Here is a 26469-nt window from a genome sequence, read left to right as displayed (position 1 = left end):
CGCCGTTCCAGGTCGCAAGATCCGAGGTGTGAGCAACCAGAGATTCGCGCCGACCTGGCAGACGGCGGGCGACGTGTTCCGCTCGCTCCGGAGCGCCCTCCCCGCCCACGTTGCGGATGCCCCCGACACCTGGGATCGGTTCACCACCGCCTTGACCCACGAGACCGGCGTCGATCCGGCAACGATCACGCCGGACAGCCCGCTGCTCGACGAAGCGCTTCCGTGGCGAGGCCTTAGCAATCTCAGCCGGATGATGGCGGTGCTGCTGATCGCCGGCGCGGCGATCCTCGTCCTGCTCGTGCTGGTCCTGCGTTAGGCTCCAGCCGCGTCCTTCGGCACGTAGCGCTTCGCCGCGAGCCGCCCGAAGCCCTCCGCCGCGCGCTCGACCCAAAGCGGCCCCAGCCGGTCGCTGCCCGGTGCCGGAACCGTCCCGATCATGAAGCTGTCGCGGAGCGTGCGGATCGACAGGCCCGCATACCATTTGAGCGCGACCGGCACGATCGGCACGAACATCGGCTTGCCCTGGACATTGACCACGCGCATCTGGTCGCCCGACTGCGTCACCTGCCCCTTGAGCATGTGGATGCCGCCGGGCGCGATGCTGAACGGCTCCGATCCCGGCGCCATACGGGCCGCGCCGTGGAAGGCCGCGATCTGGGCGTCCTGATCGGGATTGGCGGCGAACAGGCCCAGCACCGCGCGGACATTGTCCGCCGTCTCCGGTCCGCGATTCTGGATATAGAGTTCGAAGTCGACGCTCACCACACCGTCGCGGATCGTGGCACGCAGCGGGCGGATTTCGGTGACGAGCGGTCCGGGCGGCGGCGGCACCGGAGTGACCGGAGCGGATTGCGCGGCGGGTGCTGCTGGCTCGGGCGCAGGGCGCAACGGCACGGTCGTGGTCACCGTGCCCGTGCGCGCGGGCGGCCCCGGCGTCGGTGGTGAGGCGATCACGAGCGTTTCGGGGGTATCGACCTCGGCTGCCGCTTCACGACTGCGCCGACGGCGCAGCATGACCAGTGTCGCCACCAGTCCAACCAGCAATCCACCTGCACCACCGAGCGCGAGCCACACCCAAATTGGAATCTCCCCATCCGTCGCAGCCTTGGGCGCCGCCGTCGGGGCTGCAGCGCCCGGCATCGGCCCCGCCTCCGGCGTCGCTACCGGTGTGAAATCGGACGGGCCGAAGCGCGTGGGGCTCGGCTGAGGTGTCGGCTGCGCGGCGGGCTGCGCACCGGGGCGCGTCGTGGGCTGCGGGGTGACGCGCTGCGTTGGTGCAGGCGTCGGCGTCGCACGTGGCGGAATTGGAACCGCCGTCACCGTCGGCTGCGGTGCAGGGGTCGGCGTCGGCGTCGCGCGCGGCGTCGGGTTGGGGTTGATGTCGAAATTGCCGATCGGCGGCGTGATCACCGTCGGCTGCTGGCCGGTTTGCGCGACAGCCGGGGTCGCGAACAGCAGAATTGTGGTCAGCGCGGTCGTCGCGCGAAGGGGCGTCGCAGTCACGCGCCGCGCCTAGCATGGAGAAGGCGGACCGGCGCACCAAAAAATGCGCAAGCCCGCCCGAAAAGCGACCCGCCCCGGCGCAAACCGGGGCGGGAGTTGGAGAAAGACGTCACACCTTGGCCGGAACGCCGACCAGTTCGGCCTCGACATCGGCATACATCGACGGATCATCCTGGATCGCGATCGGCTCCAGCTGCGTCCCACCATTGCTGCGCCCGATGCGGAACGCAGCGGCGGTGCGCCCCTCACGCCCGTCGGGCAGCCGATAGCGGGCATCGGCGACCAGCACCGGCGTGAAGCCATCATCGTCGCCGATGATCGCATCGACCTTGTCGCGGGGCATGGTCAGCATCGCCTCCAGCGTGGCACCGTCACCCGGCGCGATCGTCTCGGCCGACAAGCTCGAGTCGCTGGGCGGGTTGGTGAGCATGCGCTCGATCTCGCTCTGCTGCGCGCTATGCTCGCCCAGGATGAACGCGCCGATCCGCACGTCCTCCGCGGGCGCGCCACCGGCATTGGCAACCGTCAACTCGAAACCGACACTCGCACCGCGACGGCCCATGCCTGCCCGGATCGGACGCATCGCCAGCTCAAGCTGCGGACGCGTGCCCGACGGCGAGGCACCGCCAAGCACAGCCGCAACATCCGCCGGATCGGCGTCGGACAGAGTCGCATTCTCGAGCGCGGGCTTATCCGCGTCACGCTTGGGCGTCGCCGGCTTGGCCCTTGCGACCGGCGCGATCCGCGCGTCGAGCTCCGGCTCATGGCGTGGCGCGACGAAGGCGGGCGCAGCAGCGACCGGATCGGCAACGGGCCGTTCGACCACAGGATCGGGCATGCGGCGTGCATCAACCGGCTCGACCGGTGCCGCGACGGCGACTTCCTCCGCGATATAGGGTTCATCCTCACGGCGACGGCGCAACAACATCGCACCGGCGATCAGCGCCGCGACACCGCCCAGCGCGGCCAGGATCAGCCAGACGGTGCCGCTGCCCTCGCCATTCGTCTCTGCCGGCGCTGCGACCGGGTCCGCGACAGCCTCGGTGACGGGCGGAGGCGTCTGGGCAACGGGCTCGGCTGGGGTCGGTGCCGGCTCGGCCACCGGGGCCGGGTCAGCGGCAACCGGAGCAGCCACCGGAGCCGAACGCTGTGGCGTCTCGACCGCGCGGGTCGGACGCGCCGGGCGCGCCTCGGCCTGGCGGGCAGCGGCACGCTCGCGCGCCTCCTGCTGCGCCTGTTCGGCCACGCCGGGGGCGATGGTCGTGCGCGATTCACCCGAGGGCGGCGTCTGCGCGACCGGGGCCTGAACCGGCGGCGGGGTCACCGGCTGCGGAGCCGGAGCCGGTGTGGTTGGGACCAGCACCGTCGGCGGGGTCACCGTCTCCTGTGCCAGCGCGGTTGCGGGGAGAGCGGCGGCGGCGAAAAGCAGCGCCACTGCTCGGCGAAGCGCGGGTCGCGCATGATGTGCTGTGTGGGTCATAACGGGGGGTCAACAAGTGGAACCCGCGATTCGTCGCAACCACAGCTCAAAATTGCGGCGAGTTGTTTGCAGCCATCGGCCAGTCGATGATTCGGCATTACTCCAAAACAAACGGGGACGACTTGCGCCGTCCCCGTGTTTAGTTGGCATTCAAGCTGAACGATTGTTCAGGGAACGGTTACCGTCTTGAATTCGATACCCTTTAGTTCCGGCAATGCCTGGAGCTGCGGCGTGACGACCTTGAGGTCACCGACGACGACCAATGTCAGCTTGTCGAGCGGGAAGCGCTTCGCCGCCTCGCTGATCTGCGCATTGGCGACCGCAAGCGTCGACGGAACATACTTGTCGAGCCAGTCGCGCGGCAGGCCGAGCGCGTCGCGCGTCGCCAGCGTGTTGACCAGCGCACCCGGGGTCGAATTCTGGATCGCGAACAGTCCGGCCATATATTGGCGCATCCCGTTCGCTTCCTCGTCTCCCGGCGGGGTCGTTTGCAGCTCGCGGATTTCCTTGAACACTTCGGTCAGCGAGGGGCCGGTCGCGGTGGTCGTGACATCGGCGTTGAAGGTCCACAGCGCGTTGGTCGGCAGCAACGACACACCCGAACCCGGCGAATAGGTATAGCCCTTATTCTCACGGATATTGCGCGTGATGCGCGAGCTGAACGATCCGCCCAGCAGCGCATTCATTACCCGCGTCGGGATATCGCCCGGCGTCCCGGCGTCGGGCGCGGGGAAGACCAGGTTGATCGTCGATTGCGGCGCACCCGGACGGTCGATCAGCAGCACCTGCGGACCCTGCTTCGGATTGACCGGGATCAGCGCCCGCTCCGGCCCCGCGGCCCAGCCGCCGAACGCCTTCTCGACCGCCGCCTTCACCGCCGCCGCGTCGAAGCGCCCGGCGATGTAGAGGTGCGACCGCTTCGCCCCGAAATTGGCCGCATGCCACGCCTTGAGCTTGGCCGCGTCATAGGCGTTGAACTGCGCCGGGGTCGGCAGCACCCGGCCATAGGGATGGTCGGTGCCGTAATAGGCGCGCGTCACCGCCGCATTGGCCAGCGTCCCCGGCTGGGTCAGCGCAATCGCGAGGCGGCGGTTCCAGTTGGCCTTGACCCGCGCCAACTCGGTCTCCGGAAAGCTCGGCCGCTGCGCGACATCAGCGACTAGTCCGATGGCATCGGCAATCCGCTCCGACAGGACGTTGATCGACACGCTGGAGGAGGTCGCACCCGCCCCGGTCCCGATCCCGCCACCCATCTCGGCGGCCTTCTGCGCGATCTGCGCGGCGGTCATGCCGCCCGCGCCCTCACGCATCATGTCGAGCGTCAGTCCGGCGAGCCAGGTGTCCGGCCCTTCATTGATCGACCCGGTATAGGTCTGCAGCGACACCACCGCCTTGGGCACGACGCCATAGGGGATCAGCGTCACCTTCATCCCGTTGGCCAGGACATAGGTCTCGCTCGCCGGCACCTTGAACGGCTTGGGCGCGGGGATCGGCGGCGGGGTCGAGGGAAGCTCCTGCGCGGCGACGCCCATCGGCGCGGCGAGCAGGGCGGCAGCCGTCAGGCTGGCGATCATGCGGCGCATCTCACTTGCCTCCTTGCTGAGCGGCGGGCGCGGCCGGCTGGGCCGCACCGGGATCGATGACATAGATCGAGCGGTTGGTGGGGCGCAGATATTCCTGCGCCGTCTTCTGGATCAGCTCGGGCGTCACCTTGGCGAACCCGTCTTCCAGCGTGTTGACCTTGTTCGGGTCATTGTCGAACAGCGCATAGACGGCGAGCAGGTCAATGAGGCCGATCCGTCCGGTCCCGTCGATCGTCGAATAGAGCGAGGAGCGCATCTTGGTCCGCGCCCGCGCCAGCTCCTCCGGCGTCACCTTCTTCGTCCGCAGCTCCTCGATCACCGCATCCACCGCCGCCTTGATCTCGTCGCGGCTGCGATTGGCGTCATGCGTGAAGTTGAAGCTCCACAGCATCGGTCCCTGATAGTTGAACATGTTGCCCAGCGGGAAGTTGATCCCCCCGCTCACCTCGCCCGCGATTCCCGTCTCGGCGACCAGCTTGCGGTACAGGCGGCTGTCATTGCCCTTGACCAGCATCTGGTCGATCAGCCCCATGGCGAACCATTCGGGCGTGCCGCGTGCGGGGACATGATAGCCTGCTGCCCAGCCGGGCTTGGGGGCGAGCCTGTCGGTGCGCGCGCGGAACTTCTCCGCCGTCTGGCGCGGCTCGCTGATGTCGGGCAGCTTGACCGGCGGCGCCTTGGGCATCCAGCCATAATATTTCTCGACCATCGCCTTGGTCGCGGCATAGTCGATGTCGCCCGCCACCACGAGCACGGCGTTGGACGGCTTGTAGAAGCTGTCGAAGAACTGCTTGGCATCCTCGACCGTCGCCGCCTCGATCTCCTTCAGCTCGCCGTAGAAATTGTGGCTGTTGTACCAGTTGGTATTGGCCAGCATCGGCAGGTCGATCCACGGCCAGGTGCTGTAGGGCTGGTTGAGGACGTTGACCTTGACTTCGTTCCCGACGACGCCCTGCTGGTTCTTCAGCACCTCGTCGTTGATCACCGGCGCGGACATGCGATCCGCCTCCAGCCACAGCATCCGCTCCAGCGCGTTGGACGGCACCACCTCGAAATAGTTGGTGAAGTCGTAGCGGGTCGATCCGTTCAGGATGCCGCCGGCATTGCTGATCGTGCTGATATGCACGCCCTTGGGTGCGTTCTTCGATCCCTGGAACAGCAGATGCTCGAACAGATGCGCAAAGCCGGTGCGCTCGCGCGGTTCGATGCGAAATCCGATGCCGTAATAGACACCGACCGTCACCGTCGGGCTCAGCGTGTCCTTGGCCAGCACCACGCGCAACCCGTTGGGCAGCGTGAAATACTGCATATCGACCTGCAGCTTGGCCGGCGCGGTCTGCGCCGCGGCGGGCGTCGCGGCGAGCCCGAGCGGCAATGCCGCCCCGGCCAGCGCAAGCGCGGTCATCCATCGTTTCACTGTCATGGCGATCCCCTCTGACTCACTCACTGTATTACCCTATCAGTACAGCGTGTGAGGGCAAGGGGCGTTGGTCGAATATCGCGGCTGGATCAGATCCCGCCCTGCACCACCCCGCGCCCGCTCGCCTCCAGCTGGGCGGTGAGGTCGGCCAGGCATGCCGCGACCGCCGCATCATCGGTCGCGCGAACGACGAAATTCGCCCCCACCCGCCCCTCGCGGAAGAACGGGTAGCTGCCGATCGCCACACCTTCATGCGCCTTTTCGGTCGCGCGCAGGATGTCGGCGACCTCGCTCTCGGCGACCCAGCATCCGATCGTCCCGCTGACCACCGGCTTGCCGCCCTCCAGCGTGCCGGTCAGCGCGTCGAGCATGCCCGCCGTGATGTGCGGCACCCCGGCCATGATGAAGATATTGCCGACCCGGATACCCGGTGCGCCCGACATGCGATTGGGGATCAGGTCCGCCCCCTCCGGCACCCGCGCCATGCGCAGCCGCGCCTCGGTCAGCCCGCCGCGCGTCTCGTAATAGCGCTCCAGCACCGCGCGCGCCTCGGGATGCACCACCACCGGCACGCCCAGCGCCGCCGCGATCGCATCGACGGTGATGTCGTCATGCGTCGGCCCGATCCCGCCGGTGGTGAAGCAATAGTCATATCCGGTGCGGATCGCGTTCACCGCCTCGATGATCCGCTGCTCCACGTCTGGCACCACCCGCACTTCGGACAGGCGGATGCCCTGCACGTTCAGCCAGATCGCGATCTGCGCGACATTCTTGTCCTGGGTGCGACCCGACAGGATCTCGTCCCCGATGATGACCAGCCCGGCGGTCCAGATGCGCTCGCTCATGGGGTTGCCATAGCGTGCGTCTCCGCGCTCGCAAAGCTGCCCTTTAGGCCCTATATGGTCGCGATGACCGAGTATGTGACCGTAACCGCCGACACCAATTTCGCCCGCGACGGGGCGATCAAGCTCTATGGCCCGGATGGCTTCGCCGGGATGCGCGCCGCTGGCCGCCTCGCCGCCGAGATCCTCGACGCGCTGGTGCCGCATGTCGTGCCCGGCGTGACCACGGCGGAGCTGGACGATATCGTCCGCCGCATGACGCTCGACGGCGGCGCGGTCCCCGCGACGCTCGGCTATCGCGGCTACACGCACAGCTGCTGCATCAGCATCAACCATGTCGTCTGCCACGGCATTCCGGGCAACAAGACGCTGAAGGACGGCGACATCGTCAATATCGATGTGACGCCGCTGCTCGACGGCTGGCACGGCGATACCAGCCGCATGTACCTCGTCGGCGACGTGCCGTTGAAGGCGAAGCGTCTGGTCGACGTCACCTATGAATGCCTGATGATCGGCATCGAAATGGCCAAGCCCGGCAACACGATGGGCGATATCGGCCATGCGATTCAGCGCCATGCGGAAAAGCACCGCTACGGCGTCGTCCGCGATTTTTGCGGCCACGGCCTGGGCCGCGTGTTCCACGATGCGCCCGAAGTCGTCCATGTCGGCCGCCCCGGCACCGGGCCTGAGCTCAAGCCCGGCATGTTCTTCACGATCGAACCGATGATCAACATCGGCCGCCCGGACGTGAAGCTGCTCGACGATGGCTGGACGGCGGTGACGCGCGACCGCTCGCTCTCGGCCCAGTTCGAACATTCGATCGGCATTACCGAGACCGGCTGCGAGATCTTCACCCAGTCGCCCACCGGCCGCCACAACCCGCCGTATCTGTGAGAGTTGGCGCCTAATGGCCGAAGGCAAGTTCGAACGCCACCGCCAGCCGTGGCGGCAGGACGAGATCCAGAAGCTGCACACGCTGGCCAAGAAGGGCATGGCGCTCAAAGCCATCGCCAAGGCGCTGACCCGCAGCGAGGAATCGGTCAAGGACCGCGCCAAGCAGGACGGCCTGACCATCGCGAAGCTGCGGTAATCACCCTCATTGTCACCCCGGCCTTGTGCCGGGGTCCACTGTGCCGCACATCCGGCGCTTGAGCCTCTCGCTTCGCGCCTGCTGCCCGGTGGACCCCGGCACAGGGCCGGGGTGACAAATGTTGGAAAGCGCCGCCCTGTCCACCCCCACCTCCTACGACGCCATCATCCTCGGCGCAGGCGCCGCTGGCCTGATGTGCGCGCTCACCGCCGGTCAGCGCGGCCGCGGCGTGCTGCTGATCGACCATGCCGAACAGGTCGGGAAGAAGATCCTGATCTCCGGCGGCGGGCGCTGCAACTTCACCAATCTCGGCATCGCGCCCGAGCGCTACCTCTCTGCCAACCCGCATTTTGCCAAGTCCGCGCTGCGCCGCTACACACAGCATGACTTTATCGAAATGGTCGACCGGCACGGCATCGCCTGGCACGAAAAGACACTCGGTCAGCTGTTCTGCGACGGCAGCGCGAAGCAGATCGTCGCGATGCTTTTGGACGAATGCGACCGGGGCGCAGTCGAAATCGCGCTCGGCCACGCGATCCGCGACGTGAGCCACGCCGACGGCGGCTACACGGTGACATGGGGCGACCGCACCGCCACCGCGCCCGCCCTCATCATCGCCACCGGCGGCCCGTCGATCCCCAAAATGGGCGCGACCGGCTTCGCCTATGACCTCGCCCGCAAATTCGGCCTCAAGGTGGTCGAGCCCCGCCCCGCGCTGGTCCCGCTCACGCTCGGCGGCGACGAGGTGCTGTTCCGCGAACTCTCCGGCGTCGCCGCGCCGGTTGCCGCACGCGCCGGAAAGACGACGTTCCGCGAAGCCGCGCTGTTCACCCATCGCGGCCTGTCCGGCCCGGCGATCCTCCAGATCAGCTCATATTGGCGCCACGGTCAGCCGGTCGAAATCGACTTCCTCCCCGACCGCGCGCCCGGCTGGCTGACCGAGGCGAAGCGCACCGCCCCGCGCACCACGTTGCGCAAGCTGCTCGGCGACGCTCTGCCCAATCGCCTCGCCGACACGCTCGCCGATCAACTCGCGCTCGACGGCGAACTCCACAACATCGCCGACAAGCGCCTCGCCGAAGCCGAGCGCACCCTCGTCGCCTGGACCTTCCACCCCAACGGCACCGAAGGCTATGCCAAGGCCGAAGTGACGATCGGCGGCATCAGCACCGCCGATCTCTCCTCGCAAACCATGGAAGCCCGCAACGTCCCCGGCCTCTACGCGATCGGCGAAGCGGTCGACGTCACCGGCTGGCTCGGCGGCTATAACTTCCAATGGGCTTGGTCGAGCGGCTGGGCGGCGGGGATCGCGATCTGAACCCCATTGATCTGACGCCTTTTCCGACACTTGCCCGATTTCGACCGTTGCCGCCCCCGCGCCCCGCTGCCACAACGCCGCACGGGAGGATCGCATGCGTATCACCGTCCTGGCCCTCGGCCTGCTGCTCGCCCTGCCCGCGCTCGCGCAGGGCGCGCCCGCCGCGCCTCCGGCGCAACTCCCCGCGATCCCGCCCCAGGCGCAGGCCCGCGCCGACACGCTGCTGATCCAGGCGACCGAACACCTCATCGCCGGGCGCCGCGCCGACGCCGCCCCGCTGATCCGCGAAGCGCTCGCCCTCGCCGGCCCTGCCGACGATGTCGCGAAACTGCAGGACCAGACCCAGTTCGACGTCTATTCGCGCTGGCTCGAAGCGCGCAGCGCCGCGATGAAGGCACGCGACTTCGCGACCTTCGCCCGCTGGGCCTGGCTGACCTCGGCCTATCGCATGAAGGGCGCGGCGGAGCGCACCAGCGAAACCGGCCCGGTCGCACCGGACGATATCGACGACCTGTTCTTCATGGCCTACGGCCTCGTCCTCGCTGGTGACGAGACGCGCGCCCGCGCCTTCCTCGCCCCGTTCCTCGCCGCCGCCGACCCGGCATATGAACGCGCCTTCGCCAAGGACATGGCGCAACGCGCGGTCAGCGTCCAGAATTGGGGTGGGCAGGACAAGCCCCGCGCCGCCCGCCTCGTCGCCTTCGCCATCGCCGCGTTCGACCGCCCCGCCGCACGTGCCCCCGATGCCGTGCGCGACCTCTACCGCGTGCAGGGCCAGATCCTGCGCACCGCCGGAGACTTTGCCGGTGCCAGCGCCGCCTATGCCAAGGCGCGCGCGCCCGGCACGCCGCCCGCCGACGCCGAACTCGCGCTGATGTTCGCGATGGGAGAGGTCGAGGCCGGCATCCGCGCGGTGCAGCAGGCGGTGGGCGACACCCCCGGTGCGCCACTCTCCCGCCGCGCCGCCGACCGGCTGATCGAAGTCGCGGGCCAGACTGGCAGCGGCAATGCCGCCACGATCGCGATCTATGAGCGCGTCTGGCCGCTCTATCGCCGGACGATGAAGATCGACGATCTTGCGCTGCAAAATGCCGGATCGGTGCTCGCCAACCTCTATGTCGAAACCGGCGACCCGGCCAAGGCCGAGCCGATCCTGATCGACCTGCTCGCCCTGGCCGAGAAACGCTGGGGGCCGGAATCGAATGGTGCGCTGATCTATGTCATCGAACTTGCCGGCGCGGTGGAGGCGCAGAACCGCATGGCCGAGGCGGAGCTGCTCTACCGCCGCATCTGGGCGCTCTCGCTGCGCTATGACAGCTTCGACGAGAATGACTCGCGAGAGGCCTTTGCCGGCATCACCCGCACCCTGCTCGCGCGCGGGCTGGTCGCGGACGCGCTCGCCTTTACCGCCGACGGCATCGCCCGCGTCCGCAAGGCCAAGGACGTCAACGAATGGCGGCGCATGTTCTACCTGCTCACCCGCACCGACGCGCTCGAAGCCTCGGGCGCGCTCGCCGAGGCGGAGGCGCATGCGCGCGAGGCGCTGGCGCTGGGCGACAGCGACGACAAGATGAACATTGCCGCGATGTTCGACGACCCGAATGTCTTCGCCCGCGCCCGCCTTGCCCATCTGCTGGAACGTCAGGGCCGCGCCGGGCAGGCCGAACCGATCCGCCGCCTGTTGCTGGCAAAGATCGAGGGCAACGACATGATCCCGTGGGAAGGCGAATACCGCACCGAAGCGTTGCGCGCGCTCGCCGCGAACCTGACGCTGCAGGGCAAGGAGGAAGGCGCCCGCCTGTTCGCCGAACGCATCGCGGCGGCTTCGCGCATCTACGGCGCGGACAGCCCGCAGCTTCTGGACGTCGCCGAACCCTTCGCCCGCGCGCTGCTCCAGTCCGGCCGCGCCGGTGCCGCGCTTGCCCCCGCCCGCATCGCGCTCGCCGCGCGGACCTCGGCCCGCTTCACCGGCGACGCCGCACGCGCCAATCTCAGCGACCTCGCCCTCGCCCGCAAGCGCACCGAAGCCGCGCGGCTGATGGTCGAGGCGGCGTGGAAAGCGAGCCGCTAGCTAAAGTGGTCACCCCGGCCTTGTGCCGGGGTCCACCGGGATGCTGAGCGCCAAGCAAGAGGCTCGATCGCAGGAAGCGAGGCAGAGTGGACCCCGGCATGGAGGCCGGGGTGACAATAATGTGGGGAACACCCCCTACTTCACCCCCGCCACCCAATCGTCGATCTTCTTCTCCAGCACCGGCATCGGCAGCGCGCCCGTATCCAGCACTGCGGCGTGGAAGCCGCGCGGATCGAACTTCGCGCCCAGTGCCGCCTTGGCCTTGGCCTTTGCCTTCAGGATCGTCAGCTGACCGATCTTGTACGCCAGTGCCTGGCCCGGCATCGCGATATAGCGCTCGACCTCGGCAATCGCGTCGGTCCGCGACATCGGCGAGTTGGTCACCATGTAATCGATCGCTTGATCGCGGCTCCACCCCTTGGCGTGCAGCCCGCTATCGACCACCAGCCGCATCGCGCGCAGCATCTCGTCGTTCAGGCCGCCCATGCGCTGATACGGCTCGACCGCGACCCCCAGCTCGTCGTGCAGCGTCTCGGCATAGAGCGCCCAGCCCTCGACATAGGCAGTGTTGCCACCAAAGCGCATGAAGGCGGGCAGCGCCGCATTTTCCTGTGCCAGGCTGATCTGGAAATGATGCCCCGGCGCGCCTTCGTGCAGGTACAACGTCTCCATGCCCCAGGTGTAGCGCGTCGGCAGGTCATAGGTGTTGAAGTAGAACACCCCCGGCCGCGACCCGTCCGGCGTGCCCTGCGAATAGCTGCCCGCCGCATCGGTCTTTTCACGATAGGCGGGGACGGGCCGAATCTCGAGCGGGCTTTTCGGGATCAGCGAGAATTGCTCGCCAATCCGCGCATCCACGCGCTTGCCGATCGCCTCGAACCCCAGGCGCAGTGCTTCGGCGCTTTCGGGCTGGAAGCGTTTGTCGGTGCGTAGGTGGGTGAAGAAATCCTGCAGCGTACCCGTGAACCCGACCTTGGCCTTTTGCGTCTCCATTTCGGACAGGATGCGCTTGACCTCCGACAGCCCCAACTCATGGACATAATCGGCGGTCAGCGGCAGCGTCGTGTTGCTCTCGATCGCATAGGCATAGACCGCCGCCCCGCCCGGCAGTGCCGAGGTGCCCACGCTGTCGCGCGCGGCGGGCAGATAGTCATTGGCCAGGAAATCGCGGATCTTCTTGTGCGCGGGCAGGATCACGTCGCGGACCTGCGCGGCATAGGCGGCCTTCAGCCGCGCCTGATCCGCCGCCGAAATCCCGTCGGGGAATTTGGTGACGGGCGCGTAGAAAACCGACCCTTCCACCCCCTGCCCGATCAGATTGTCGAACTGGCCGACCATGTTGGTGACGACCAGCTTGGGCTGGACGATCCCGCGCTTCATCCCCTCGCGAAACAGGCCGATCACGCGGTCATAGGTCGCGGCATATTGCGCGTTGCGCTTCAGATTGTTCTCGTAATCCGCCACCGTCTTGAACGGTGCCGCGCCCTCGCCCGACGCAAAGCTGGGGTAGAATGCCTGAAAGCCGGTGAAATGGTCGATCGGCAGATACTTCGTCACCGCCAGCAGCCTGTCGTCGAACCCCTTTTGCGCGCGCAACTGATCCGCCTCGAACACGTCATACGCGATTTGGTTGACCTTGGTCAGCTTCGCGCGGTCGATCTTCCGCAGCGCCGCCAAGTCCGCCGCATTCGCCGCCTTCTCCGCCGCGATGAAGGCATCGGTGTAATATTCGCCCAGCTGGTCGGCATAACGCATGTCGCCACGGAACAGCGCCATCAGCGGCTGGCGCTTCAGCGATGCCTCGTCGCTGGCGTGGAACAGCGCCTTGAGCTTGGCATCCTCCGCCCCCTCGCCCGGCTGTGCCGCCGGGGCGGGTTGCTGCTGCGCGGCGGCGGGCATGGCGAAGACGCCGGCAAGCAGGGCGGCGACGAGAAGCGGAACGCGCATCGGGAAATCCTTGGACCGGTGTGATAGGCGGACATTACACCCGCTCCCCGCTCGCGCAAGGCTGCACCGCAATCGCGCAACCTGAGCGCTGCGCTGCCCATTTGTTAGGCAGTTGTTAACCCGCCGCCGCCGCCGCCCTTCGCATTTGCGCGGCTCGCCAAACTGGCACGCCGCATGCAAGTCGCGCGACAGGGGCGTTCCGCTTGATCGTGATCCATTCCGCCGTCAGCTTGGCCGCGGAACCGGGCCGGTCGGGATTCGCTCCGGCGTCACGAAGGGAAAGAACCGTGAAAAAGATCGAAGCCATCATCAAGCCGTTCAAGCTGGATGAGGTGAAGGAGGCGCTGCACGAAGTGGGCGTGTCGGGCATCACCGTGACCGAAGCCAAGGGCTTTGGCCGGCAGAAGGGACATACCGAACTGTATCGCGGCGCGGAATATGTCGTCGACTTCCTGCCCAAGGTGAAGCTGGAAGTGGTGGTCGAGGACGCGCTGGCCGACCGCGTGGTCGAGGCGATCGCCAATGCCGCACAGACCGGCCGCATCGGCGACGGCAAGATCTTCGTCACCGCCATCGAAACCGCGCTGCGCATCCGCACCGGCGAGCGTGACGAGAACGCGATCTGACGGGCTGCAGCGCGCCGAATTGACGCACTGCAAAAATTTCACGAAGCTGCAATGCAGCGCAACATGATTCTCCGCACCCGGATCTCAACCGGGGCGGACCAGGGCAAAACAGAAAGGGCTTGGTTCCATGGCTAATACCGCCGCCGACATTCTGAAGATGGTCAAGGATCAGGAGATCGAATGGATCGACCTGCGCTTCACCGACCCCAAGGGCAAGTGGCAGCACCTCACCATGGTCGCATCCGTGCTGGGCGAGGATGAGCTGACCGACGGCCTGATGTTCGACGGTTCGTCGATCGAGGGGTGGAAGGCGATCAACGAGTCGGACATGATCCTCAAGCCCGACCTCGACGCAGTCTGGACCGATCCGTTCTCGGCCACCCCGATGCTGATCCTGGTGTGCGACATCGTCGAACCCTCGACCGGTGAGCTCTATGCCCGCGACCCGCGCTCGACCGCGAAGCGTTCGGAGGCATATCTCCAGTCGCTCGGCATCGGCGACACCGTCTATGTCGGCCCGGAAGCCGAATTCTTCATGTTCGACGATGTCCGCTTCGAAAACAGCTATTCGACCAGCTATTACGCGATCGACGACATCGAACTGCCCGGCAATTCGGGCAAGGAATATGAGAGCGGCAACCTCGGCCACCGTCCGCGCGCCAAGGGCGGCTATTTCCCCGTCGCGCCGGTCGACAGCGCGGTCGACATCCGTGGCGAGATGGTTTCGACCATGCTCGAAATGGGCCTGCCCTGCGACAAGCACCACCATGAAGTCGCCGCAGCGCAGCATGAGCTGGGCCTGACCTTTGGCACGCTGGTGCAGACCGCCGACCGCATGCAGATCTACAAGTATGTCGTGCATCAGGTCGCCCATGCCTATGGCAAGACCGCGACCTTCATGCCGAAGCCGATCAAGGAAGATAACGGCTCGGGCATGCACACCCACATCTCGATCTGGGACAAGGGCACGCCGCTCTTCGCGGGCAATGGCTATGCCGGCCTGTCGGAAATGTGCCTCTACTTCATCGGCGGCGTGATCAAGCATGCCAAGGCGCTCAACGCCTTCACCAACCCGACCACCAACAGCTACAAGCGCCTGGTGCCGGGCTACGAAGCCCCGGTGCTGCTCGCTTATTCGAGCCGCAACCGCTCGGCCTCGTGCCGCATCCCGTACGGCGCGGGTGCGAAGGCAAAGCGCGTCGAGTTCCGCTTCCCGGACGCTCTGGCCAACCCGTATCTCTGCTACGCCGCGCTGCTGATGGCCGGCCTCGACGGCATCCAGAACAAGATCCATCCGGGCGACCCGATGGACAAGAACCTCTACGACCTGCCGCCGGAAGAGCTGAGCCAGGTCCCGACCGTGTGCGGCTCGCTGCGCGAAGCGCTCGACAGCCTCGAGGCGGACATGGACTTCCTGCTCAAGGGCGACGTGTTCAGCAAGGATCAGATCGAAGCCTATATCGAACTGAAGCGCGCCGACGTCGCCCGCTGGGAAATGACGCCGTCGCCGGTCGAATACGACATGTACTATTCGGCCTGATCAGCCGAATCTTCGTCGCCGCTTCGGGGGAGGCGGCGCCGGACAGCAACGCCCGGGTCGAAAGGCCCGGGCGTTTTTTTGATCCGGCCGGCAACGTCTAAAATGTCGTTTCGGATCGGGATCGTTTCGGGCATGATCCAGGCTGAACCGGCGCGCGATCCCCGCCCGGCCGTGTTGGAGACGATGATGCCAGGTCCAAAGCCACCGCTCCCACCGATGCCGCCGCTCCCTGACCCGCTTTCCGCGATCAACACTCAGGGCCCGAACGACGTCCTCAGCGCTCAGCTTCGCGCGGCGACCGATGTCGGCGCGCAATCTGCATATCAATCTGGCGTTCAATCTGCGCTTGACCAGGCAAGCTTCGCAGTGTCGTCGGCTCTTTCCGTCACTAGCGCGGTGTCCACCCGCACGATGGGGATTGAGACGACATATGTTGCCACCGGCGCGGAGGCTGACGCGCGGGTCGTGGTCAACACCCTCGGAGGACCTGCCCCTCAGCCTGCGACGCCCGCTACGCCCAAGGGACCCAAGCGCTGAACGCATCGCGGCCGCCAGCTCTCCCGCACCGTTACCGCAGCGCAACGTCACGAAAGAGTCATCGTTACGCAACCGTTCTGACACCCGAATCGCGCGGAACTGACACGCACGTCACCTAGGCGCGCCCTCGACTCATCTCGGGGGATAACATGCTGCACCGTTCGATTCGCCGCGCGCTTGCCGGCGCCAGCCTGGTTCCGTTGACGCTCGCCTTCATCGCTCCGGCCCATGCCCGGGACGAAACGCCGACCGCCGATGACAAGGATGAAATCGTCATCCTCGGTTCGCGCCCGATCGCCGAATCCGAAGCCGCCGCGCTCGAAACCCAGAAGAATTCTGACTCGCTGGTCTCGGTCGCCGCCGCCGACGGCGTCGGTCGCCTGCCCGACCAGAATATCGCCCAGGCCGCCGGCCGCCTCCCCGGCCTCGCGGTCGAGCGCGATCAGGGTCAGGCGCGCTATGTGTCGATCCGCGGCGCGCCGAACTATTGGACCACGCTGTCGTTCGACGGCATCAACGTCGTCAGCCCCGAAGGGCGCGATGCGCGCCTCGATTCGATTCCGTCGGCGATCGCCAGCAAGATCATCGTATCGAAGGCGGTGACCCCCGACATGCCCGGCGAAACCGTTGCGGGCAATGTCAACGTCATCACCCGCTCGGCCTTCGACTATTCGGGCTTCCACCTCGCCGGCAAGCTCGGCACCGGCTATGCCACACTGGGCGAGCGCCGCGAATATGAAGCGTCGGCGGTCCTCTCCGACCGGTTCGAAACCGGGATCGGCGACATCGGCCTGCTCTTCTCGGGCAGCTTCTATCAGCGCGACATGGTCACGGACAATTTCGAGACCGATTACGAGCGCGTGTCGCAGGATCAGCGTCCCGGTGCCACCACGCGTTTCTGGGCGGCTGAGGCCGAGAACAAACTGTATCGCCTGACGCGCAAGAACTGGTCGGTTTCGGGCCGCGCCGATTGGCGCCCCGACGACAACAACGAAATCTCGATCCGTTCGGTCTACACGATCTTCACCGACGACGAGGCGCGCGACAATTACCGCTTCGACCTCGACGACCGTCAGGGCGATCTGGTTGCGAACACCGCCGCCTGCTCGACCGCGTTCAACCCGTCGCCGACGACCACCGGCTATGCCGATATCTGCATCGGCAACACCCCGGCATTCGGCACGATCTACGGCATCGACATCCGCCAGCGTTCGACGCTGCGCGAGTTCCGCCAGTCGATCTTCACCAACACGCTCGAAGGCACGCACGAGTTCGGCGACGGGTGGAAGCTGAACTGGCTCGGCAACTACACCGAATCGAAGGATGACCGTTCGGTCGTCGGCGAAGCGACCTGGGAAAGCCCGAGCACCCGCACGCTCCGCCCGACCGTGATCTACGATTTCCGCGATCCCAACACCAGCACGCTGCTGCTCTACAACACGGTGCAGCTCAGCGGCCCGACCCGCTATCAGGCGGGTACGCGCGTGACGAATATCGACAGCTTCACCAAGCCGCTCACGGGGCTGACGATCCTCGACGCGGTCGACACGACCAAGGCCTATACCGGTCGCCTGATCCTCAGCCGCGAAGCCGACTTCCTCGGTGCGGAAGCGACCTTCAAGCTCGGCTTCCAGTTCGACCAGCGGACCAAGGTGGCGGACGAGAAGAACCTCGTACTCAATACCGCGGCGCAATTCACCGCGATCGGCATTGCCACCGACTACAACCTCTTCTCGCTCAACACGCCGTTCCAGGGCGCGCTGCCGATGGGGTATGACTTCCGCTATTTCGACACTGGCCAGATGCGCTCGGCCAGCGCCAATGCGCGGAACCTCTACACCTTCAACCCCGTCACCGCGAACAACTTTGACGTGCGCGAGCAGGTCTATGCCGGCTTCGCGATGGGCACGCTGCGCTATGACTGGGGTTCGATCGTCGGCGGTGCGCGGATCGAGCATGTCACCAATCGCGGCATCGCGGTGGCCACGGTCGGCGCGACGACCGGCCTGGTCACGGCCGAAGCCGACAGCACGCTGGTCTTCCCCAGCCTGCACGTGAACTACAATCTCGACGACTCGAAGAAGGTGCGCCTGTCGTTCAACAGCGGCGCGGCCCGTGCCGACTATGATCAGCTGCGGCCGAACGTCGTCGTCAACGACACCAACGCGACGATCTCGGGCGGCAACCCGGCGGTGAAGCCGGAGCGCGCTTATGGCGTGGACGCCTATTTCGAATGGTATGTCCGTCCGCAGGGCTACCTGTCGGTCGGCCTGTTCTACAAGCGGGTCGAGGATGTGCTGTATCGCCAGACCCGCACCTTCAATTCGGACGCGCTGAACAGCGGCGGCATCGATCGCTCGGCCTATGTGTTCACGGGCATCACCAATGGCGGCGACGGCCGCGTGTTCGGCGCGGAAGCTGCAGCGCAACTCCAGCTCGAGCCGTGGGCCGAGCAGCTCGGCCTGCCGGAATGGATGGGCGGCTTCGGCATCTCGGCCAATGTCACGGTCAACGACAGCGAAGTGACCAAGCCGGCGATCGGCGCGGTGCCGGACCGCAAGGTCCGCCTGCCCGGCACGTCGGACGTGGTGTTCAACGTCGGCGGCTATTACGAGAAATACGGCCTGTCGATCCGCGTCCAGTTCCAGAAGCGCAGCACCTGGCTCGACGGCATCGCCGACGATCTGAGCGATGCCGGCGACACCTATTGGGCGGCGGACGACGAACTCGACATCTCGGCGCGCTACGCGCTGAACAAGAATGTCGAGCTGTATGTCGACGGATCGAACCTGCTCAACAATCCGGGCCGTCGCTATTCGGAGCCGGGCAATCTGCTCACCGCGACCGGCACGCCGACGCCAACGACCACCAATCAGACGATCGAGTGGGAGCGCTTTGGCAGCCGCTTCAGCGGCGGTATCCGCGTCACCTTCTGATCGGTTTCCGCTGCCGCCTGATCCCCGGTCGGCAGCGGACCCATCGCTGGCGCGGCACCTTCGTCCCGGGCAGGATCGATCGGCCGGAGCTGGGGAACCCTCTAGCCGCCACATCCCGATCGTGGCACGGGCGTAACGACTATGATCAGGCACCTCACCCTCGCGCTGCTGCCGCTGCTGGCTGCAGGTTGCGCTTCCTCCGGGCGTCCCGTCCCGGTCATCCCCACCACCCCCGCAGCGAGCGTCCAGGCGCGCGGTGAGACCGATGCGGTCGCGACGGCCAATGCCGATGCCGCGGACGATCCCGCGATCTGGCGCAACCCGGCGAACCCGGCGGCGAGCCTGATCGTCGGCACCGACAAAAAGGCCGGGCTGCACGTCTATGACCTGAGCGGCAAGGACCGCTTCTTCATCGACGCGGGGCAGGTGAACAATGTCGACCTCAAGGACATGGGGGCAGCTGGCATCATCGTCGCGGCGAGCGACCGCAACGACCGCAAGAATGCCAAGCTCGCGCTGTTCCGGCTCGACACAACGACCGCAAAGCTGATCCCGCTCGGCATCGTCCCCGTCGGCGCAGGAGAAGCCTATGGCGTCTGCCTGATGGCCAGTGGCGGCACGCTGCATGCGTTCAACGTGATCAAGGACGGCACGATCCGTCAGGTTGCGCTCGACCTGTCCGGCGCGGCTCCGACCGGCAAGATCGTCCGCACGATGAAGCTCGGAACGCAATCGGAGGGCTGCGCCGCCGACGACCGCACCGGCCGCCTCTATGTCGGTGAGGAAAATGTCGGGCTGTGGCGCTTCGACGCCCGCGCCGATGGTCCGGTCGCCGGCACGCTGATCGCGCCGGCCGATGGGCAAAAGCTGGTGATCGATGTCGAGGGCGTGACCCTCGTCCCCGAAGGCACCGGCAATGGCGGTTACGTCATCGTCAGCAGCCAGGGCGACCACGCCTATACCGTGTATCGCCTGTCCGACGATTCCTATGTCGGCCGCTTCCGCATCGCCGCGGGCAGCACGATCGGCGCGACCGAGGAAACCGACGGGATCGACTTCATCCCCGGCGATTTCGGCCCGGCCTATCCCGGCGGGCTGTTCGTCGCGCAGGACGGCTACAACCCGCCCAAGGCCCAGAACTTCAAGTTCGTCGCCTGGGCGGACATCAAGGCGGCACTGGGCATCCAGTAAAGCGCACTGACCGGACATTGCGCGGCACAAGGTGAAACGCCGGTAACGACCGGCGGCGCGTTGTCCCGCGACATGTTCGCTTTGGAATTTTCCGCGCTCCAACAGCGATTCGATACCGCACATTCGAACTCCGCTGCGGCTGGCGGAGCGGGTTCAATTGCTCCAGTCGCCAAGATCGGCGGTCTCCAGTGTCTCCCGCAGCGCCGGATAGTCCTGATCGATCACCGCCAGCGTCTTGCGAAACACGCCGCGCAGATAGTCTTTCAACTCGGCCTCCGCATCCGCCGCCTCGGCCCCCGCCATGCGGACAAAGATCGCCAGCGCCGCCGTCAGCGCCTCTTCGCTGAGATAGCCCTGCCGCCGCATTTCCCAGCCCTGCTCGCCATCGCGGTGAAACTGCGCGAAATTTTTCGCGCCATTGGCCATGAACACGCCAAAGCCCAGGAACACCGCCGCGACATCGGTGGCATGTTCCTCCAGCGCCGCGCCGCCCGGCGGCATGCTGCCATCGGCATGGATCAGGTAATGCGACAGCTCATGCGCGAAGGTCGCGACCAGATCGGCCGGACGTGCCAGTGCCGACGGGTTGTACGTGATGATCACCCGCTCGCCATCATGGCCGAACGTCCCGCCCGGCGGGCTGTATTCGTGCTTCAGCGCATGGCCCGGCGCGATCCAGGTCTCCCGCTCCCCCTCGCCCGGCACCAACGCGCAATCCCATCCCGCCATGCCGGCATGCGCGCGCACCTGTTCGAACAGCTCGATCGCGCGATCATGCCCCTCTGCCGCGCTGGGCGGGAAGAAATCGCGCGTCGGCAGGATCAGCACCGCATCGCGATACGCCTTGTCGCGATCGACCGTCTGGATCAGCCAGGCGAACACGGCGAGCAGCCATTCGAACTCGTCGCGGTCGATCGGCAGCTTCGGCCCAAACCATCGAAACATCGGCACCCCCCGCGCTTGGTCTAACGCGGAGAGCCCCGCTCGCCATTCCTTTTGGATGTGATCGCATCCGAAGTGAAGCAATCGCATGCCCTTGCCGAGCCGTGCTGCAGCGGCTTTAACGGCGGCATGTTCCGCGCCCTCGCCCCGCTCGCCCTGCTCGCCGCGCTCCCCGCTGCGGCGCAGACCCCCGTCGAAAGCAAGATGGCGTCGACCATCACCGCGGAGACCGACCGCCACGTCGCGCTGCTGGAGAAGCTGGTCAATCAGAACTCCGGCTCGCTCAACATCGATGGCGTGACCAAGGTTGGCCAGATGGTGCGCGCCGAGCTGGAGCCGCTCGGCTTTGCCGTCGAGTGGATCGACATGAAGGAAACCGGCCGCGCCGGGCATCTGGTCGCGACGCACAAGGGCAATGGCAAGGGCAAGCGCATCCTGCTGATCGCGCATCTCGACACCGTGTTCGAACCCGAAAGCCCGTTCCAGACCTTCGTCCGCACCGGCGACCGCGCCACCGGCCCGGGCATCGGCGACGACAAGGGTGGGATCGTCGTGATCATCGCCGCGATGCGCGCGATGCAGGCGGCGGGGACGCTCAGGAGCGCCGATATCAAGATCGTGCTGACCGGCGATGAAGAGCGCACCGGCGCGCCGATGGAGATTGCGCGCCGCGACCTGATCGCCGCAGGGAAATGGGCCGATGTCGCGCTGGAATATGAGAATCTCGCGCGCGAGGATGGCAAGGATCTCGGCACGGTCGCGCGGCGCAGCTCGGTCAACTGGACGCTGCGCACCACCGGCAAGACCGGGCACAGCAGCGGCGTGTTCGGCGCGTCGCTCGGCTATGGCGCGGCTTATGAACTGGCGCGCATCCTCGACGAATTCCGCCGCACGCTGCCCGAGCAGAATCTGACCTTCAACGTCGGCGTGATGGCAGCCGGCACCCCCGCGACGCTCGCAGAGAACAATTATCAGGTCAGCGCGGGCGGCAAGACCAACATCGTCGCCGCCGAAGCCATCGCACGCGGCGACCTGCGCGCGCTCACGCCCGAGCAGGAGGCAAAGACCCGCGCCGCGATGACCGCGATCGTGGCAAGGAACCTGCCCGGCACCACCGCGACCATCGACTTTCAGGAGGGCTATCCGCCAATGGCCCCGACCGACGGCAACCGCGCGCTGCTGGCCAAGCTCAACGCCGTCAACCGCGACCTGAAGCTCCCCGAAATGGCCGAGATCGACCCCGCCCGCCGCGGCGCCGCCGACAGCGCCTTCGTCGCGGCGGATGTCGACACGCTCGCCGGCCTCGGCGTCGCGGGCGGCGGCGCGCATGCCGAGGGTGAGTGGATCGACCTGACCTCGATCCCGCTTCAGGCGCTGCGCAGCGCTGTGTTCATCACCCGCCTCAGCCGCGAAAAACGCGACTGACGGAACGCTTCGGCATCCCCGCGCGTCCTGCGGGGATGCTGAACGCTCTAGCTCTAAACTGCACGCTCAAGGCCGATGAGTCCGAGCGGTCCTCCACCGATGCGATGATCGCGGTCCTTGCCGACGCTTTCGCCAGGCATGACGTCACCATCACCGAAACCGTCCGCGTCGCCGCGCTCGATATCAAGCCCGGCGTGACGTCGGACGAGGGCGATGGCGACGCCTGGCCTGCGCTGCGTGAAAAGATCCTCGCCGCCGATATCCTGATCTTCGGCGGCCCGATCTGGATGGGTCAGATTTCGAGCATCGCCAAGCGCGTACTCGAGCGCATGGACGCCTTCATCTCCGAAACCGACGACCAGGGCCGGATGCCGAGCACTTCCAAGGTCGCGGTTGCCGCGATCGTCGGTAACGAGGACGGCGCGCATTTCAGCTCGGCCCAGCTGTTTCAGGCGCTGAACGATGTCGGCTACACCATCCCCGCCGTCGCCGCCTGTTACTGGGTCGGCGAAGCGATGGGCTCGACCGACTTTCAGGACCTCGACAAGACGCCGAAGAAGGTCAAGGAAACCGCCGCGATGGTCGCTGGCAACGCCGCACACCTCGCCAGGCTGCTCAAGACCAAACCCTATCCCGGCGAAGGCTGACGCTCACGGGATCAGCAACGTCGCGCCCATCGTCTCCCCGGCGGCGATGGCGCGATGCGCTTCCGCTGCGTCCTCAAGGGCATAGCGCCGCCCGATCTCGACCTGCAGCACCCCGCGCGCGACCAGATCGAACACCCGCGCCACGCCCGCCGTACGCTCCTCGGGCGTCGCATAGTAATGATAGAGCGTCGGCCGCGTCACGAACAGCGAACCATGCTGGCTCAGCGTCCCGAGGTTAACCCCCGTCACCGGCCCGCCAGCATTGCCGAAGCTCACAATCATCCCCCGCCGCGCCGCGGACTTGAGCGACGCCTCCCAGGTCAATCCGCCGACCCCGTCCAGCACCACCGGCACGCCTTCGCCCCCGGTAATCTCGCGCACCCGCGCGGCGATATCCTCGTGCTTGTACTCGATGACATGATCCGCTCCGATCGCCCGCGCGCGCTCGGCCTTGTCGGGTGAGCCGACCGTGCCGATCACGGTTGCGCCGATATGCTTGAGCCACTGGACGATCAGCTGGCCCGTCGCGCCAGCGGCGGCGTGAACCAGCACCGTCTGTCCCGGCTGCACCCGCGCGCAGCGTTCGATCAGATATTCGGCGGTGCACCCTTTCAGCGTCACCGCCGCCGCCACGTCGAAGCCGATGCCATCGGGGATCGCCAACAGCGCATCCGCCGCGACGTTGCGCGCGCTTGCATAGGCGCCGAGCGCGGGGCCATAGGTCGTCACGCGATCGCCGACCGCGACGGCGGTGACGCCCTCCCCCACCGCCTCGACCACCCCGGCCGCCTCGCTGCCGAGGCCGCTCGGCAGCGGCACCGGATACAGGCCCGATCGGTGATAGGTATCGATGAAGTTCAGCCCGACCGCTTCGTGCCGCACGCGCGCCTCGCCGGGGCCGGGCGGCGGCAGATCGACCTCGACCCACGCGATCACCTCCGGTCCGCCGGTCGTTCGGATCACTGCCTGCCGCGCCATTGCCTCATCTCCAGTTTCAGGTTGCAACCCGTGCCCCCGCTCGCCACATAAGCCTCCATACCCGAACCTCAAATTTTTCGGAGACCAGGATGCGCAGCTATCTCAAACACTATATCGGCGGCCAATGGGTCGAAAGCGAGGGTGGAACTGTCCATCAAGTTATTGATCCTGCTACCGAAGCTGCCACCACCGAAATCACTTTGGGGTCGCAGGCCGATGTCGACAAGGCGGTCGCCGCTGCCAAGGCCGCGTTCGAGACCTTCAGCCGTACCAGTGTCGAGGATCGCCTCGCACTGATCGAGCGCGTCATCGCCGAATACAAGGCGCGCATGGACGACATGGCCCAGGCGATCAGCGCCGAAATGGGCGCCCCGCTCAGCCTCGCCAAGACCGCGCAGGTCGGATCGGGCATCGGTCATTTGATGTCTGCCGCGCGCGCGCTCAAGGAGTTCGAGTTCGAGGAGGCGGTCGGCAACAGCCTGGTCGTCCATGAACCGATCGGCGTCGTCGCGATGATCACGCCGTGGAACTGGCCGCTCAACCAGATCGTGTCGAAGGTCGCGCCCGCGCTCGCGGCCGGCTGCACCATGATCCTGAAACCCAGCGAGGAAGCGCCGAGCTGCGCCGCGATCTTTGCAGAGGTGATGGATGCCGCGGGCGTGCCCGCGGGCGTGTTCAACCTCGTCAATGGCGACGGCCCCGGCGTCGGAACCGCGCTCAGCCGCCACAAGGACGTCGACATGGTGAGCTTCACCGGATCGACCCGCGCCGGCATCGCGGTTGCCAAGAACGCCGCCGACACGGTCAAGCGCGTGCACCAAGAACTGGGCGGAAAATCGCCCTCGCTGATGCTGGAGGGCGCGGATGTCGCGGCGGCGGTGAAGGGCACGTTGTTCAGCGTCCTGCTCAACTCGGGCCAGAGCTGCATCGCCCCCGCCCGCCTGCTCGTCCCCGCCGCGCTCGAAAAGGAGGCCGCCGCTGCCGCTGCCGAGGTGATGAAGGCGACGACCTGCGGCAATCCGTCCGAAGAAGGCCGCCATATCGGTCCGGTCGTCAACAAGACCCAGTGGGAGAAGATCCAGGGCCTGATCCGCAAGGGGCTGGAGGAAGGCGCGACGCTGGAGACCGGTGGCCCGGGCCGCCCCGACGGCATCGACACCGGCTATTTCGTCAAGCCGACGCTGTTTTCCGGCGTTCGCAACGACATGACGATCGCGCGCGAGGAGATCTTTGGCCCGGTCGTCACAATCATTCCCTATGACAGCGAGGAAGACGCCGTCCGCATCGCCAACGACACCGATTACGGCCTGTCGGCGGTGGTGTTCGGCAGCCCCGAAGCGGTCAAGCGCGTCGCCCCACGCCTGCGCGCCGGCATGGTCTATATCAATGGCGGCCAGCCCAACCCCGACCTGCCCTTTGGCGGCTACAAGCAGAGCGGCAATGGCCGCGAGCACGGCAAATACGGCCTCGCCGAATTCATGGAAGTGAAGGCGATGGTCGGCGCGCTGGCGTGACTTAACATTCCTCCCCTGCTCCGCAGGGGAGGTGGCAGCGCGCAGCGCTGACGGAGGGGCCGCCGTCGTCAGACGGCGGAATTTGCCGAGCTGTTCACGGCTGTCTACGCAGCCGCCCCTCCACCACCGCCTGCGGCGGCGGTCGCCCTCCCCCAGCGAGCTGGGGGAGGAGTTGGTTTAGTCGAACAGCTCTTCCAGAAAGCTCTTCTTGCGCTTGTGCTTGTAGTAGCGCGGGTCGTGGCCCTGATGGCCGTATCCGCCACCATAGCCCGGCTGCTGCGGATAACCGCCCGGCTGCGGCCACGGGCTGCCCTGCGGTGGCATCGGCGGCTGGGGCGGCATCGGCGGTTGCGGGGCCTGCGGAGCGGCGGGGGCGTCGGCGACGCCGCTACGTTCGATGATCTTGTCCAGCTCGCCGCGATCGAGCCAGATGCCCCGGCACTGCGGGCAGTAATCGATCTCGATCCCCTGCCGGTCGCTCATATGGAGGCCCACCTTGCACACGGGGCACAGCATTCCGGCAACGGCTTCGGGGGTTCGCATCGGCTACTCCTGTCGTGGTCGATAGGGGGCAGGTAGGAAGCGCCCCATCCTTACGCAACCGGCCAGACCCACAGGATCAGCGGCGTGCCGACCACCAGCACGATCAGCGAGAGGGGCGCGCCCAGCCGCGCATAGTCGCTGAAGCGATAGCCCCCCGGCCCCATCACCAGCGTGTTGCACTGGTGCCCGATCGGGGTCAGGAAATCGCAGCCCGCGCCGACTGCCGTCGCCATCAGGAATGCCTCCGGCCGCAGCCCCAGATCGCCCGCGAACGTGGCGGCGATCGGCGCCATCACCAGTACCGTCGCGGCATTGTTGAGGAACGGCGTCACCGCC

The 26469-nt window shown here is 66.8% G+C and carries 22 protein-coding genes; 12 read left to right on the top strand and 10 right to left on the bottom strand.

What is annotated here, in order from left to right:
- The first annotated feature begins 28 nt into the window (after positions 1–28).
- On the top strand, positions 29–316 hold the full coding sequence (locus AX681_RS04950) for a hypothetical protein (RefSeq protein ID WP_066681910.1): 288 nt from the start codon (positions 29–31) through the stop codon (positions 314–316).
- On the opposite strand, the gene AX681_RS21805 is transcribed toward AX681_RS04950, so the two are convergent.
- The 5 genes from AX681_RS21805 to AX681_RS04925 form a co-directional block, all read right to left on the bottom strand.
- Positions 313–1503 carry a hypothetical protein gene (locus AX681_RS21805; RefSeq protein ID WP_066681908.1) on the bottom strand — a complete coding sequence of 397 codons (1191 nt, stop codon included), beginning with the start codon at positions 1501–1503 and terminating at the stop codon, positions 313–315. The two genes, AX681_RS04950 and AX681_RS21805, sit on opposite strands and share 4 nt — an antisense overlap.
- 109 nt (positions 1504–1612) lie before the next feature.
- Entirely contained in the window at positions 1613–2938 is a 1326-nt protein-coding gene (locus tag AX681_RS04940) for a hypothetical protein (protein WP_066661896.1), read from the bottom strand.
- A gap of 212 nt (positions 2939–3150) precedes the next feature.
- Positions 3151–4566, bottom strand: coding sequence for a M16 family metallopeptidase (locus AX681_RS04935; protein ID WP_197424237.1), 1416 nt, complete (start codon positions 4564–4566; stop codon positions 3151–3153).
- A gap of 1 nt (position 4567) precedes the next feature.
- Positions 4568–5989: a M16 family metallopeptidase gene (locus tag AX681_RS04930; protein WP_066660497.1), complete on the bottom strand. Its 1422-nt coding sequence runs from the start codon at positions 5987–5989 to the stop codon at positions 4568–4570.
- Between the two features lie 86 nt (positions 5990–6075).
- Positions 6076–6831, bottom strand: a complete 756-nt coding sequence (locus tag AX681_RS04925) for a competence/damage-inducible protein A (protein WP_066660508.1) — start codon at positions 6829–6831, stop codon at positions 6076–6078.
- Positions 6832–6894: 63 nt separating this feature from the next.
- Between AX681_RS04925 and map the strand changes: the two genes are divergently transcribed.
- The 4 genes from map (at position 6895) to AX681_RS04905 (ending at position 11307) form a co-directional block, all read left to right on the top strand.
- Positions 6895–7722 carry a type I methionyl aminopeptidase gene (gene map / locus AX681_RS04920; protein ID WP_066660522.1) on the top strand — a complete coding sequence of 276 codons (828 nt, stop codon included), beginning with the start codon at positions 6895–6897 and terminating at the stop codon, positions 7720–7722.
- Positions 7723–7735: 13 nt separating this feature from the next.
- On the top strand, positions 7736–7918 hold the full coding sequence (locus tag AX681_RS04915) for a hypothetical protein (RefSeq protein WP_066660511.1): 183 nt from the start codon (positions 7736–7738) through the stop codon (positions 7916–7918).
- A 118-nt stretch (positions 7919–8036) separates the two neighbouring features.
- Entirely contained in the window at positions 8037–9236 is a 1200-nt protein-coding gene (locus tag AX681_RS04910; protein WP_066660519.1) for an NAD(P)/FAD-dependent oxidoreductase, read from the top strand.
- A gap of 94 nt (positions 9237–9330) precedes the next feature.
- The gene (locus tag AX681_RS04905; RefSeq protein WP_066681905.1) at positions 9331–11307 is read left to right on the top strand and encodes a hypothetical protein; all 1977 of its coding nucleotides are present in this window, start codon (positions 9331–9333) and stop codon (positions 11305–11307) included.
- Positions 11308–11442: 135 nt separating this feature from the next.
- On the opposite strand, the gene AX681_RS04900 is transcribed toward AX681_RS04905, so the two are convergent.
- Positions 11443–13254 (bottom strand): DUF885 domain-containing protein, encoded by a 1812-nt coding sequence (locus AX681_RS04900; RefSeq protein WP_066662346.1) that lies wholly within the window; start codon positions 13252–13254, stop codon positions 11443–11445.
- 287 nt (positions 13255–13541) lie between these two features.
- On the opposite strand from AX681_RS04900, the gene AX681_RS04895 reads away from it, so the two are divergent.
- From AX681_RS04895 to AX681_RS04875, 4 genes are all read left to right on the top strand, one after another.
- On the top strand, positions 13542–13880 hold the full coding sequence (locus AX681_RS04895; protein ID WP_066662348.1) for a P-II family nitrogen regulator: 339 nt from the start codon (positions 13542–13544) through the stop codon (positions 13878–13880).
- A 127-nt stretch (positions 13881–14007) separates the two neighbouring features.
- Complete coding sequence (gene glnA / locus AX681_RS04890; RefSeq protein WP_066681904.1) at positions 14008–15420, top strand: type I glutamate--ammonia ligase; 1413 nt, start codon at positions 14008–14010, stop codon at positions 15418–15420.
- Between the two features lie 686 nt (positions 15421–16106).
- Positions 16107–18893, top strand: coding sequence for a TonB-dependent receptor (locus AX681_RS04880; protein ID WP_066656174.1), 2787 nt, complete (start codon positions 16107–16109; stop codon positions 18891–18893).
- 141 nt (positions 18894–19034) lie between these two features.
- Positions 19035–20084 (top strand): phytase, encoded by a 1050-nt coding sequence (locus tag AX681_RS04875; RefSeq protein ID WP_066681903.1) that lies wholly within the window; start codon positions 19035–19037, stop codon positions 20082–20084.
- Between the two features lie 153 nt (positions 20085–20237).
- Here the strand turns inward: AX681_RS04875 and AX681_RS04870 are convergent, their stop codons facing one another.
- Positions 20238–21029 (bottom strand): hypothetical protein, encoded by a 792-nt coding sequence (locus AX681_RS04870; protein ID WP_066662425.1) that lies wholly within the window; start codon positions 21027–21029, stop codon positions 20238–20240.
- A 126-nt stretch (positions 21030–21155) separates the two neighbouring features.
- Here AX681_RS04870 and AX681_RS04865 point away from each other — a divergent pair, with 126 nt between their 5' ends.
- On the top strand, positions 21156–22451 hold the full coding sequence (locus AX681_RS04865; protein ID WP_066662444.1) for a M20/M25/M40 family metallo-hydrolase: 1296 nt from the start codon (positions 21156–21158) through the stop codon (positions 22449–22451).
- 35 nt (positions 22452–22486) lie between these two features.
- Complete coding sequence (locus AX681_RS04860; RefSeq protein ID WP_066662435.1) at positions 22487–23098, top strand: flavodoxin family protein; 612 nt, start codon at positions 22487–22489, stop codon at positions 23096–23098.
- A gap of 3 nt (positions 23099–23101) precedes the next feature.
- Here the strand turns inward: AX681_RS04860 and AX681_RS04855 are convergent, their stop codons facing one another.
- Entirely contained in the window at positions 23102–24076 is a 975-nt protein-coding gene (locus AX681_RS04855) for a quinone oxidoreductase family protein (protein WP_066681901.1), read from the bottom strand.
- Positions 24077–24165: 89 nt separating this feature from the next.
- Between AX681_RS04855 and AX681_RS04850 the strand changes: the two genes are divergently transcribed.
- Positions 24166–25590, top strand: coding sequence for an aldehyde dehydrogenase family protein (locus AX681_RS04850; RefSeq protein WP_066662441.1), 1425 nt, complete (start codon positions 24166–24168; stop codon positions 25588–25590).
- A 177-nt stretch (positions 25591–25767) separates the two neighbouring features.
- On the opposite strand, the gene AX681_RS04845 is transcribed toward AX681_RS04850, so the two are convergent.
- Both AX681_RS04845 and AX681_RS04840 read right to left on the bottom strand, forming a co-directional pair.
- Positions 25768–26133: a TFIIB-type zinc ribbon-containing protein gene (locus tag AX681_RS04845; RefSeq protein ID WP_082737920.1), complete on the bottom strand. Its 366-nt coding sequence runs from the start codon at positions 26131–26133 to the stop codon at positions 25768–25770.
- A gap of 50 nt (positions 26134–26183) precedes the next feature.
- Positions 26184–26469 (bottom strand): SLC13 family permease (locus AX681_RS04840; RefSeq protein ID WP_197424236.1); only part of this gene is annotated, 286 nt, incomplete at its 5' end.

It is taken from the genome of Sphingomonas sp. CCH9-E2 (assembly GCF_001557215.1).
In the GTDB taxonomy this organism is placed as follows: Bacteria; Pseudomonadota; Alphaproteobacteria; order Sphingomonadales; family Sphingomonadaceae; genus Sphingomonas.
Note: the sequence above shows the minus strand (reverse complement) of the source record. Positions and strands in the feature narration are given on the sequence as shown.